The organism is Phycisphaerae bacterium (genome assembly GCA_024102815.1).
Lineage (GTDB): Bacteria > Planctomycetota > Phycisphaerae > UBA1845 > UBA1845 > JAGFJJ01.
Map to the genome: position 1 here is coordinate 1 of JAGFJJ010000062.1, position 12,457 is coordinate 12,457.

Annotated in this window: 8 protein-coding genes; 6 read left to right on the top strand and 2 right to left on the bottom strand. The window is 64.5% G+C overall.

The features are described from left to right. Positions 1 to 1,027 (bottom strand): DUF4114 domain-containing protein (locus J5J06_15225; GenBank protein MCO6438440.1); only part of this gene is annotated, 1,027 nt, incomplete at its 3' end. Positions 1,028 to 1,923: 896 nt separating this feature from the next. Between J5J06_15225 and J5J06_15230 the strand changes: the two genes are divergently transcribed. The 6 genes from J5J06_15230 to J5J06_15255 all read left to right on the top strand — a co-directional run bounded on the left by J5J06_15230 (position 1,924) and on the right by J5J06_15255 (position 7,739). Beyond that, positions 1,924 to 3,480 (top strand): S1 RNA-binding domain-containing protein, encoded by a 1,557-nt coding sequence (locus tag J5J06_15230; GenBank protein ID MCO6438441.1) that lies wholly within the window; start codon positions 1,924 to 1,926, stop codon positions 3,478 to 3,480. Between the two features lie 33 nt (positions 3,481 to 3,513). Continuing rightward, a complete protein-coding gene (locus J5J06_15235; protein ID MCO6438442.1) occupies positions 3,514 to 3,963 on the top strand; it encodes a beta-hydroxyacyl-ACP dehydratase in 450 nt (149 codons plus the stop codon). Between the two features lie 51 nt (positions 3,964 to 4,014). Next, positions 4,015 to 4,422 carry an acyl carrier protein gene (locus J5J06_15240; GenBank protein MCO6438443.1) on the top strand — a complete coding sequence of 136 codons (408 nt, stop codon included), beginning with the start codon at positions 4,015 to 4,017 and terminating at the stop codon, positions 4,420 to 4,422. 103 nt (positions 4,423 to 4,525) lie between these two features. After that, positions 4,526 to 5,044: a beta-hydroxyacyl-ACP dehydratase gene (locus J5J06_15245; protein ID MCO6438444.1), complete on the top strand. Its 519-nt coding sequence runs from the start codon at positions 4,526 to 4,528 to the stop codon at positions 5,042 to 5,044. Continuing rightward, a complete protein-coding gene (locus tag J5J06_15250) occupies positions 5,041 to 6,384 on the top strand; it encodes a beta-ketoacyl-[acyl-carrier-protein] synthase family protein (protein MCO6438445.1) in 1,344 nt (447 codons plus the stop codon). The genes J5J06_15245 and J5J06_15250 overlap by 4 nt, the downstream gene beginning before the upstream one ends. Positions 6,385 to 6,434: 50 nt before the next feature. Further along, entirely contained in the window at positions 6,435 to 7,739 is a 1,305-nt protein-coding gene (locus J5J06_15255) for a beta-ketoacyl-[acyl-carrier-protein] synthase family protein (protein ID MCO6438446.1), read from the top strand. Positions 7,740 to 8,002: 263 nt separating this feature from the next. Here the strand turns inward: J5J06_15255 and J5J06_15260 are convergent, their stop codons facing one another. Beyond that, positions 8,003 to 12,364: a hypothetical protein gene (locus J5J06_15260; GenBank protein ID MCO6438447.1), complete on the bottom strand. Its 4,362-nt coding sequence runs from the start codon at positions 12,362 to 12,364 to the stop codon at positions 8,003 to 8,005. Positions 12,365 to 12,457: the final 93 nt, after the last annotated feature.

Below are 12,457 nucleotides of genomic sequence, written 5' to 3' on the forward strand. Positions count from 1 at the left end.
CGTCGCAGAGCTCCTCGATGTCGCAGGGACCGGCCACCACGCGGCAGACCGTTCCGAAGGGAGCGATCTCGTCCGCCGGACAATCGGCCGACGATCCCGTGCAATACTCCGCCGGATCGCAGTCGCCAAGCGACGCGTTGCAGACCGTCGTGTCGGGCTCGTAGTTCGGAACGCACATGCCCGCCCCGTCGCAAACGTCGGGATTATCGCAAACGCCTTCGGGCGTCTGATTTCCGCAGGCCGAGCCGGCGGAAGCGAACGTATAGTCGCACTGACCGGCGACGTTGCACGTATCGATGGTGCATTCGTTGCCGTCATCGCACTCGGAGTCACTGAAACAATCCTTGACGACGAGCTCGACGCACAGGTCGTTGTGGTCGCGGTCGGAACCGGGAAGGTTGCGGTCTTCGAAGCAAAGCAGCCAGACCTTGTCGGTCGGCAGGGCAAACGGCGAGCCGGTGATCTCGTAGGTCACCATGTGGTCCACCGCATCGGGATTCATCGAGGGAAGAGAATAGTGAGGGTTGGTCAGGCCGGCGTCGGAATCCGTGGCGCGAGCCCACACCCAGACATCACCGGGGTTAAAGGTGATCATCGCCGAACCGGTTACGGCGAAACCGCTGCCGACCAGGTCGAACAGCTTGACGTAACCGGCGCCCTTGTCGTAGCCGAACTCCTGGTTGTCGCCGGCGTAGCGGGCTTCGGCCTGGGCCGAGGCGCTGCCGTCGGTCCATTCGTCGTCATCACCGGTGCCGGGCCCACCGTACAGCATGTGCAGGTAGGTTACATATCCGTCATCATCCACGCGTGTTGCGGTGGTGGTACCGTTGTCATAAATCGACCAGCCGGTCCCCAAGGCAACGCCCATGCCGACGAAATCGCCGCCATAGATGCCTTCGAGGATCTGCTCGTGATTGAGCTCCGCACCTGCCGGAGTCCCAAGCGACGTGAACCCGGCGACGGCCGAACCCGCGCAAATAAATGACGCGGCCGCGGCAACGACAAGACCCCTTACCCCTCGCTTCATCGGTATTCGCTCCTTCTCGCGGACGAGTGCCAAAAGAATGGCACGAAATGAGTGCGCTTACCCTCCCATGCTGTTCCACCGACGAGATCGGAAGATAAGGCCGACCCCGACGTTTCGCAGCGGACGAAATTGTCAAAGCAAGGGACTTTGCCCAGGCGTGGCGAGTAAAGCCTTGCCTAGACCATCCCCCCGAAGTTCGCGAGTTTAGCGGCTTGTCGAGACTTGTACAAGAAAAAAGTATTGATGCAAATAATTCAGCCCGCTGCCGTCCGGCATATTGGAGGGCGTTCTTATCGGATCGAAGCCACGGAGAATTCCAAATATGAAGTACTATTGAACCATCGGGCGGCCGCGTTTCGTGCGGCTGACCCACGTCTGCGGCCGAGATTTCGACGGCAGGACGGATGCGGGTCGGTGACGGCGCGGCTCATGGACGGGCCGCGGTCAGCGCGCGTGGCGGACGCGCTGGGGAGATCAACGACGTGCGCCTGCCGGTCTGTTGCGAGGATGTTCCGGCAGCGGCCGACCCGCGATGAACTGATCGATCTTCAATGTGCCACAGGGCGTAATGGTCATGTCGGCGCTCACTGACTCTGCTTGACTTGCAGGCCGCCAACCTGTAGAAACGCCTGCGCAGAATTCGTGGCCGGGCCTGCTGCGGCAAGGCGTTTTTCGGCAGGCTGTGGGAAGCTTCCCATGGAGGTCATGGGTATCGGGTCTGCGCCAGCGCAGGTTCGAATTCGGGTGCCATTAGAACCGGCTCCCCAGTTGTGAGACACCTCTTTCTTTAAGAGCACCAGCCAACCGCTGCGACGGTGGTTGTTCGCCGGGTTGGCGGAAACCTCGAAACCAAGAACCGACCACCAATACCGCTGAATTCCCGTGAGGGCGAGACGATGAATGATTCCTTCTCCACCGGCCAGCCGGGGGACTCCGCACCTGATCCGACCAGGCGCGACCCGGAGTCGCAGGACCACACATTTCCCCCGGCGGGGATGGGCGACGATCACCATTCGCTGGCGGAGATCGACCAGGAACTTCTCGACGCCATGAACGCGGCGAGCGAGCCGGCGACCCGATCGGGGTCGGCAGGCTCGGGCGGAGCGGAGTCGCTGGAGCGCGGAACCGAATTGGTGGGCACGATCGCCGCGGTGAACGACGACGATATTTTCCTGGACTTCGGCCCGAAGAGTCAGGGCTTGCTGCCACGCAACCAGTTCGGGAAGAAGGAGCCGCTCCCCGTCGGCCGGAAGGTCGACGTCGTGGTGGATCATCTCGATCCGGAGACGGGGCTCGTCATCGTCAACCGCAAGGGCGCGGTGCAGCGGGCGACGTGGACCAATCTCGAGAAGGGCATGATGGTCGAGGGCAGGGTCACTGGCCTGGTCAAGGGCGGGCTGGAGGTGAGCGTGCAGGGAATTCGCACGTTCATGCCCGCGTCCCAGGTCGAGCTGACGCCGCTCAAGGACATTTCCGTTCTGCTCAATCAGAACGTCCGCTGCGAAGTGCTGGAAGTCGATCGCCGCTCCAAGAACGTTCTGGTGAGTCGCCGCAAGGTGCTGGAGAAGGAAGTCAAGGAGAAGCGGCAGCATCTCAAGGAAGAGCTGGAGACGGGTCAGACGCGCAAGGGCACGGTGCGATCGATCACGGATTTCGGCGCGTTCGTGGATCTCGGCGGACTCGACGGCCTGGTGCATGTCAGCGACATGAGCTGGGGCAACGTGGGCAAGGTCGAGGACGTGCTCAGCGTGGGGCAGGAGGTCGAGGTCAAGGTCCTGAAGATCGATCGGGAGCGCGATCGAATCTCGCTGGGGATGAAACAGCTCCAGCCGGACCCGTGGGCCCACGTCGAGGAGCGTTTTCCGGAAGGGTCGAAGGTCAAGGCCCGGGTGACGCGACTGGCGAACTTCGGGGCCTTCGCGGAGTTGGAGTCGGGGATCGAAGGGCTGATTCCCCTGAGTGAAATGGGATGGAATCGCGTGGGACGTTCGTCGGATGCGGTTCGCGAAGGCGAGCTGGTTGACGCGGTGATTCTTCGCGTCGAACCGAAGAAGCGACGGCTGGCGCTGAGCATGAAGAATGCCCAGGCTGATCCGTGGGCCGGGGTGATGGAGTCGTTCCCGGCGAATTCCCTGGTCAAGGGTCGGGTCACGCGTCTGGCGGATTTCGGCGCCTTTGTGGAAATCGTCCCCGGCGTTGAAGGGCTGATCCACATTTCGGAGATGTCGACGCAGCGGGTGCGGTCCGCCGGCGACGTGGTCAAAGTCGGGGAGGAGGTCGAAGTCCGGGTGCTGGGGGTCGATCTCGACAACCGGCGGATGTCGCTATCGATCAAGGCGGTGGCGGCCCCCATGGAAGAGACCCAGGAGGCTCATGTTCCGGCGGAGCCGGAGAAGCCCAAGAAGCGGAAGAAGCCGCTTCGCGGCGGTCTCTCGAGCCACTTCGACTGGTAGGCTCGGCAGGGGAAGGCGGATCCGGCAAGGCCCATGCAATTCCAACTGATTGACCGGGTTCTGGAGCATACCCGCGGCGAGCGCATCGTGGCGGTCAAGGCGGTCTCGCTGGCGGAGGAGTACCTGGCCGATCATTTTCCGACCTTTCCCGTCCTGCCGGGAGTTCTGATGCTGCAAGCGTTGATCGAGGCGGCGAGCTGGCTCGCCCTCGAGGCGCTGGACTTTCCCGGGCGGGTCGCCTTGCTCCAAGAGGCGAGGAACGTAACATACAAAGAGTTTGTCCGGCCCGGGAGTCTTCTGCGGGTCGAAGTGGAATGCCGTCGGCTGGCGCCCGAGGGCAGCGAGTTTGCCGGAATCGGATTCTGCGGCGACCAGGAGGTCGTCAAGGCGCGGTTCAGCCTGGTCCATCCGGCGCTACCTGTCGAGACGGATGCGAAGCGCGCGACGACCCTTGCCGATCGCTGGGCGCTGCTGCGCCGCTGAACAGCCCGAACAAAACGAGGTTTTCGCGCAAAGCGTGGGAGGCTGAGCAGGATGCCGTTGACCAATGAGCAGGTGCTTGAAAAAGTCCGCGAGGTTCTGACCGACGCGTTGGGCGTGGACGACGATGAGGTCGTACCCGAGGCAACCCTGCAGGGCGACCTCGGTGCGGAGAGCATCGATTTTCTGGATATCGTGTTCCGGCTGGAGAAGGCCTTCGGCATCAAGATTCCGCGCGGGGAGCTCTTTCCGGACGATTTTGTGAACAACCCGGAGTACGTGGCCGGCGACCGCCTGACGGACAAGGGTCTGGCGCAACTCAAATCGGTGATGCCGCACGCCGACTTCACGGCGTTCGAGAAGGACCCGAAGGTGTCGAAGATGCCGGACCTGTTTACCGTCCGCACGATCTGCAACTACATCCAAAGCAAGACCGGGTCATCCGTGGCGGGCGCTTCGTAGAGGCCGGGAATCGCCGGGCGGCACGCGCTGTTTGCCGGTGAGGGGGAGCCTGGGGCCGGGGTCTTGGAGCGGGTACCTATCGGGCCGGGAGCGGCATCGGACGATGCGGTGGTTCTGGATTGACAGTTTCGTTGAATTCGACTCCGGGCGGCGGGCGGTGGCGGTGAAGAACGTCTCGCTGGCCGAGGAGTACATGCACGACCACTTCCCGGGATTTCCGGTGATGCCCGCGGCGCTAGTGATCGAGGGGATGGCCCAGACGGCGGGGATCCTGGTGGGCGAAGCGGGGGGATTCAAGGAAAACGTCATACTTGCGAAGGTCCGCCGGGCGGTGTTCCATGGCCATGCGCGTCCGGGAGATCGGCTTTCGTACGAGACCGTGCTCGAGTCGCTGGACGACCGCGGGGGAGTGACGGCCGGTCTGGTGAAGCGGGGATCGGACGTGCTCGCGGAGATCGACCTGATGTTCTCGCACGTTCGGCCCGGGGACCGGAACGCGAGCGTGCCGGAGGAGAATTTCGTATTCACCGGCGATTTCCTGCGGTTGCTGGCCAACGTCCGGGGGACGGCGACGGAACCGATGGAACCGGCGATTGCGGATGAGGCCGAGGCCAGGGCATGAGTGATCAGCGAAGGGTTGTCGTGACGGGTCTGGGCGTGGCCACGCCGGTGGGGATCGGCGTGGACGCGTTCTGGGACGCCCTGCTGGGTGCAAGCGGGGGCATCCGCCCCATCGCGGGATTTGACGCGTCGGCGCTGCCGTCGCGCGTCGGCGGGGAACTGCCCTCGTTCACTCTCGGTGACTACATTCCTAAGACGTACCGGAAGAGCGCCAAGGTGATGTCACGGGACATTACCGTCGCGGTGGTCGCGGCCTACCACGCCGTGCGCGACGCGGGCTTGAAAACGAAGTGCATTCTGGATCGCGGCGAGGCGGAAGGACCGGCGAACGTGGACAGCACGCGGTTCGGCGCCAACATCGGCGCGGGGTTGATCTGCGCCGACCTGACGGAGCTGGCCGGTGCGCTGGCCAGCGCGGCCGACGCCGATCCGGACAGTTTCAGCTATGCGCGGTGGGGCCGCGAGGGCATGGAGCAGCTTACGCCGCTGTGGCTCCTGAAGTTCCTGCCCAACATGCTCGCCTGCCACGTGACGATTGTTCACGACGCGCAGGCGCCGTCGAACACGGTGACGTGCGGCGAGGCATCGAGCTACCTGGCCATCGGCGAGGCGTTTCGAACGATCGCCCGCGGCGACGCCGACGTGTGCATCTGCGGCGGCGCGGAGAGCAAGATGAACCCCATGGGTGTCACCCGCCCGACGCTCATGGGCTGGCTGAATACGGAAGACAACGACGATCCCGAGCGTGCATGCCGGCCCTTCGCGGCCGACCGGCGGGGTGCCGTCGCGGCGGAAGGCGGCGGGCTGGTCATCCTGGAATCGCTGGAGCACGCCCGCGCTCGCAGCGCCCGCATCTACGCGGAAGTGGCGGGTTTCGGCGCGGCGAGCAGCACGCACCACTGGCGCGAGGCCGATCCCAGCGGACATGCGCTGGCCTCCGCGGTTCGCATGGCGATGCGGGATGCCAGCGTGAAGCCGGAGGAGATCGACCTCGTTGTCCCCATGGGCACGGGCATCAAAACCTACGATGCGGGCGAGATGAGCGCATGGCGCGCGGCGCTGCCGGCGCGCGCAACGCCGATTCCCGCAACAACCATTCGCGGGGCGGTGGGCAACTGCGGGGCGGGCGTGGGGGCGATGGATTTCGCGGCGGCCGCGCTGTGTGTGCATCATGGAACCGTGGTCGCCTCGCGCAACACGGCGCCACCCGACGCGGACTGCCCGTTCACATTTCGCGAAGGCGATCCGGCGGACAGGCGAATCCGCCACGCGGTTGTCGGCGGGTATGCCCTGGCCGGCGGGCAAAGCGCCGCGCTGGTCATCAAGCAGGTCGAGGGCTAGGCGGGGCGGCACGGGCCAGGAGGAGGCCCGGGCGCATCTGAGGAATTCGAATGAGACGTCGCGTTGTCATTACGGGCATTGGCTGGGTCACACCGCTGGGGCACGACATCGAGCCGGTGTGGCAACGGCTGCTGCGCGGCGAGAGCGGCGTCAGCCGGACGGAGCTGTTCGACGCATCGACCTTCCCGACGACGTTTTCGGCGCAAGTAAAGAACTTCCGACTCGAGGATCATCTTGGGGCGGACGCCGGCCGACATGCCGACGCCAGCCGCAACTCCCGGTTCGCCCTCGCGGCGGCGGCGCAGGCCTGGCGCAGCGCCGGGCTGAATCTCGAACTGCCCGTGGAAGCACAGCGCATCGGCGTGTACCTGGGCGGCGGGGAGGGGCCGCTGAATTTCCCACCGTTCGCGGCGGCGGCCGTGGCGGGGTGTCGCGACGACGCGGGGGAGTCGATTCCACTCGACACAGTTCGCTGGGCCAAGCTGGCCCTTGAGCGGCTCGAGGCGGTGCACGAGATCGAGCAGGAACCGCACATGGCCGCGGGTCACATCGCTGTGCAGTTCCGCGCGGCCGGTCCGAATCTGAACACGCTGACGGCCTGTGCCGCCAGCACGCAGGCCATCGGCGAAGCGATGGAGATCATCCGCCGCGGCGACGCGGACATCATGATTTCCGGCGGAACGCACAGCATGATCCATCCGCTGGGGGTGACGGGCTTCAACCGGCTCACGGCCCTTTCGACCCGCAACGACAGCCCGGAGACGGCGTCGCGTCCGTTCGATCGCACGCGCGACGGGTTCGTCCTCGGCGAGGGCGCGGGCATGCTGATCCTGGAAGAGCTGGAACACGCTCGCGGCCGGGGGGCGAAGATTCTGGCGGAAGTCGCCGGCTACGGCTCGACCGCCGACGCGTTTCGCATCACCGACATTCACGAGGACGGGCGTGGCGCCGTGGCGGCGATGACGGCGGCCATGGAAGACGCCGACGTTACCATTCAGGACGTCGATTACATCTCGGCACACGGCACGGGCACGGAGGAGAACGACAAGATCGAGTCGCTGGCCATTCGAAAAGTCTTCGGCGAGCACGCACCGAAGGTCCCGGTCAGCAGCGTGAAGAGCATGCTCGGGCACCTCATCGCCGCGGCCGGCGCGGTGGAACTCATCACCTGCGTATTGGCCATCCGGGACGGCATCCTTCCCCCCACGGCCCACTACCAGACGCCGGATCCCAACTGCGATCTGGACTACATTCCCAACGAGCCGCGACGCCGTCCGGTCCGCGCGGCGCTTTCCAACAGCTTCGGCTTCGGCGGGCAGAACGACACGCTCGTCGTGCGCGTCTATTCGAATTGAGAAGCCCAGGGGTGCATCGAGATGCACGCGGCGCAGTCGCCCGTGGGCATTTGAGGACACTGCTCGAGAGCAGTGGCACGCGCGCACCCGACCGATCCATACGCCGGGCAAGAGGTGCGTCGAGATGGACGCGAAGCGGTAGAACGTCCGCGCATGGAAAAGCGGCGTGACGACTGAATCATCGCCACGCCGCTCTGGTTTGATTGTATCACGGACGGGCACGAAGTGCATCACGATGCACTCTGCCCACCGGAATCAACGCGTCACGGCGCCGGGCAGGCGATCGAAATCCCCTGTCCCTTCCACGCATTGTAGGTATTCCCGCCATTGAGCACGTCGATCAGCCGCGTGATGTCCGCGACCGTCGGAGCGCCGGAGCGGTTGATGTCCGTGGCGTAATCAGGCCGCGGCGTCGTACCGTCCAGCGAGGCGATCAGCGCCGTCACGTCCGTTTCACTGGCCGTGCGGTTTCCGTCCACGTCACCCGGCAGGTAGCCGAAGCAGACGTCGGTGCCGCTATGGGTCACGCACGTCCACTGGTTCGTCGGAATCGGCGCACTGAACGTGAGCGTGGCCACATTGCCCACACCGGAGACGTTGGTGATCGTCGGCGCTGAGGCCGGACCGGGCTGCGTCGCGATGGTGAACGATCCCGTCGTCAGGGTCGAAGCATCGCAGGAGCCGTCGAAGGTGATCTCGACGCTGCTCCAACCCTGCGGCGGCGCGGCGCTGTCCAGGGCGTGCGGCTGACCGGCGTCGATGGCACATCCCGCGGGCAAGGCCGACACGATGCTGCAAGGGGTCACGACGCACTCGTCGGGCACGCCGTCGTCATTGGCGTCCGTCTTGCAGTTTTCGGTGCAGAAGAACGGTCCGCCCGGTGCCGGGCTGCCGACGGCGATCTGGCAACGATCCGGAATGCCGTCGGGCTGGCAGTCCGCCCAGCCGTTGGCGATGTCGCAATCGTCCGGTTCGCCGTTGTTGTTGCAGTCGCCATTGATCTGAATGTCGATGGCGTCCGGAACGCCGTTGGCGTTGCAGTCGTCCGGCATGCAGCGGACGCGGACATTGCCCGAAGGCGTTCCGCCCAGCTCGCCACCGACGCGCAGCTTCAGGAACGAGCCCGCAAACACGGGGACGGTTACCGAAGAAGCGTCGCCACAGGAGCTCAAGCAGGACTGCGTCTGGCACGTATTTCCGCTGACTGTACACGTGTTAACCTGCACGCAGACGCCGCCAACGCCGCAATCGGCATTCACCGTGCAAGGCGCACCGCCGACCAGACAGGTCTTGCAATCCGTGTTCGACAAGCACGGACGGTTCGGGTCGCCGGAGCACGCGTTGCAGTTGGCCGTCGAAGTGCACGGCGTGAGGGTATTCGTGCAGACGCTCGCGCAGTCGGCCGCGGTGTTGCAGGACGTTTGCGTCAGGCTGCACGACTGCGGACGAAGCAGGGCGGCGGCGGCCGACACTTCCGCGTCGTCGTTGCAGCCCAAGAGCAGGTCCGGCGGACACGGGTTGAACGGGTCGAGGACCTGATAGACCGCCAGGGTCGTGGCGGGGTTATTCTGGCCGGCCGGCGTGCCGCACGTATCCACGGTGAGGTTACCCGTGCAGGACGGCGTGTGATCGAGCCAGACGTCGTTGACCATGGCGGGCACGCAAGGCTCGTTCGGGCACTCCATGGTGGAACTGGCCAGGCTGAACGCCGCCGTCGTATCCGCCCCGGAGGGGACGGAGGACGTGGTCGTCTCACAGGCGTCGGCGGTGGGCAGGTTCCGCGTGCAGGGCACCTCGATACGAAGCTCGAAGTCGGTCTGCTGGGTAGGAACCTTGGAAGCCATCATGACGTAGTAGGTGGCACCCGGCGTGAGATTCTTGGCGCAGATGTCCGCACCGAGTCCGCCGCCGCAGCCGGGGAAGTCGTCGCTGCACGCGATGGCCTCAAGCGACTGACAGGCTTTCTCCGCGTCGCTCATGTCTCCCACGCTGAAGAGCTGGAGAACAGAGTCCTGGATGGCACCCGGCGTGTTGCAGGTGTGGATACGGGCGGAAGTCCCCAGGCCGAGGGGCATGGTGAACTTGAACCAGATCGAGCCCGCGCCCTGAGCGCCGGCACCGAGTTTCGAGCAGCACAAGATGGGATCGTCGGTCTCGGTGGTCGCGTTGCTGTTGTCCGCGACGGCCGATCCGATACCCGTCGTGGGGCTCACCAGAATCTCGGTGGGACCGCAGGCGGAGGAAATATCGCACGTTTCGTTGGGAAGCGGACAGTTGCCGTCCACCTCGCAAACCTGGCCGGAGATGCTGCACCGCCGGCAATAGCAGAAGTCGAACGCGGACTGGGTTCCGCAAAGATCGCTGGCGAACCCGGCGCACACCTCGTCCCACGCGCTGGTGCAGCAGAACAATCCGTCCTGTCCGCTGAAGCTGCACACGTCATTGCAGCACTCGACGTTTTCGCACCCGGTGTCCTGACCGGTGGTGCAGACGCGCGACACGGAGTCACAGAAGAAGCTGGGACCAAGATCGGCACAGAGCGCGTCATCGGGGAAGCCGATTTCGCACTGGCCGGGCTGGAATATCTGAGGATTGGCATTATTTCCCGTGCAGGCCCAATCGCCGCACACGGAAGACGTACACCATTTTCCGGCGATACCCGATACGGTCTTGCAGTGACCCGTGTAGGGAACGCTCGAGCATTCGAAGTCCGCGGTGCACTTTCTTGCGGTGCAGGCGGTGATCTCCTCCTGGTTGCAGGTGACTTCGGGAATTCCCGTGTAGCAATCGTTGGTCGAGTAGAGGCACGCGAAGAAGCCGCAGTTGAAATCGAAGTCGTCGCAGAAGGCGCCCGGATTCCAGATCGCGGTGCGCGGCGAACAGAGGTTGTTCGGCTGACACGTCCGGTTCGGGAAGCAGTCGGCGTCGGTCGTGCAACTGACCGTCGGCGAATCCGGATCGACGATGGCCTGGCACTGGCTGAAGGTCAGGTCGTCGCAGGCGTCACCCGGGCGGCAGCAGGCTTGCGTACCGCACGGCGGGTTGAACGGATTGTTCTTGCACAGTCCGCTCGCGACCCATCGGCCGTCCACCTCGGCACAGGTGATCGCATCGACGGTGTCGAAGCAAACCGCCTCGGAACAGGCCTTCGAGGTGCACGTGTTTACATTGCACGTTCCCTGCGGACAGTCGGCATCGGTCGTGCAACTGACCGTTTCGCAGTAGCGGTTTTCGGGACAATCCTGATCGATCGTACATGCCGGGCGATCGAGGCCGCCCTCCTGCAGCGGGCAGCACGCTCCGGTGGGAGCCTCGCCGCGGCAGGTGACCACGATGTACATGATGGCCGGGACGTTCCCCTGGAACTGCACCAACTGCCAGTCGGGATTGATGGACCAGAACGTGTTCTGGGTGGTTCCCACCTGGGCCTTGGACGGATTGACGACGCCGATGCCGTTCCTGTCGATCGTCCACGTGACGTAGTATCTGGTCCCGGCGCTCAGGTTGATGAAAACGTTGTCGGGAACGATGTATCGGTGTTCGATCAACTGGTTGACCACGAAGCGGCGTTCGGGCTCGTCCGCGGGCGGATTGAGTTCGTAATGCCGCGAGAATTCGGACCCCCCAATCGGCGCCCCGCTGCCGAGCGTGCGCAAGCCGGTAGTGATGTTGAAGTCGGTAATCGAGAACGACGTGGCCTTGAAGCCCACGCGGTAGGAAGCCACTTCACACGATCCGCCGGGAGGAAGTGCGAGTTGGATATCGTCGGCGAAAGTCTGTCCCCCGTTGATATCGAGGAAGGCGCCCGCGTTGGGGTTCACCGCGTAATAGGCAACGTAGGCCGACGGGCAGGCCTCGTCCGCATAGATCTCCATATTGAAGCTGCCGTGCGGGAACGCAGGCGAGCCCCCGAAGAACGAGTTACACTGGAGACTGACGCCGTTGTAGAAGGCGTCGACGGAGAAACCGCGGTCGGGCGGAGATCCACCGACCCAACCGGCCTTGGTGGGAAGCGGATTGCCGGGCGCAGCACTGAAGCGCACGCGGACCCAGACGGTCGAAGGGATCTGGACCTGGGCCGGATCGTACGTGGCCTCGAGGACGTGCGTCACCGCAATGTCGTTGTCGAGGTTGAGGAACGTGCGCGACGACAGGGGGATCTGCGTACCGCCGGCCTGGGGGCAGGCCGTGTACAGATCCACGACCGCGCGGAATTCACTTCCGCCGCCCACCACACCGCCGTTGACGAAGACGCGGAGGCGGGAGATCCCGCAATTATCGAGCAGGTAGGTCGAGGCGTCGTCGGCAATGGAGATACCGGGCGAGCCATTTGAATAGAGGAAGGTACCTCGCGTGTTCTTGTAGACGATCTTGTCAGGGTCAGCCGCCAGCGGCGAGCGGAGCACCTGGGTTTGCCCGCTATCGGTGTGGAGGATGTACTTCTGGTTATGGGGTAGAGGCGTGACCTGCATCGCCCCGGCCCCGTCCCCCAGCGGAACCAATGCCGATGCTTCCTCGGTGCTGGCCGTGCACTCAGGCCCGGAAGCCTGCGCGACGACCGTTCCAACCGCCAGCAGGACCGCAGCGGTCAAGAATCCCAGCCGACCTTTGCGACTCGTGTCCATCGTTCTTCCTCTTGCAGAAAGTCGTTTCAGATACACCCATGAATGCCCACGCGGAAACACCACGAAGGATTGCAATTCCTTAACCCGCGAGAT

Excerpts from the sequence above, each read along its gene's own strand:
- J5J06_15230 (MCO6438441.1), top strand. The coding sequence starts at position 1,924 with ATGAATGATTCCTTCTCCACCGGCCAGCCGGGGGACTCCGCACCTGAT.
- J5J06_15235 (MCO6438442.1), top strand. The coding sequence starts at position 3,514 with ATGCAATTCCAACTGATTGACCGGGTTCTGGAGCATACCCGCGGCGAG.
- J5J06_15240 (MCO6438443.1), top strand. The coding sequence starts at position 4,015 with ATGCCGTTGACCAATGAGCAGGTGCTTGAAAAAGTCCGCGAGGTTCTG.
- J5J06_15245 (MCO6438444.1), top strand. The coding sequence starts at position 4,526 with ATGCGGTGGTTCTGGATTGACAGTTTCGTTGAATTCGACTCCGGGCGG.
- J5J06_15250 (MCO6438445.1), top strand. The coding sequence starts at position 5,041 with ATGAGTGATCAGCGAAGGGTTGTCGTGACGGGTCTGGGCGTGGCCACG.
- J5J06_15255 (MCO6438446.1), top strand. The coding sequence starts at position 6,435 with ATGAGACGTCGCGTTGTCATTACGGGCATTGGCTGGGTCACACCGCTG.
- J5J06_15260 (MCO6438447.1), bottom strand. The coding sequence starts at position 12,364 with ATGGACACGAGTCGCAAAGGTCGGCTGGGATTCTTGACCGCTGCGGTC.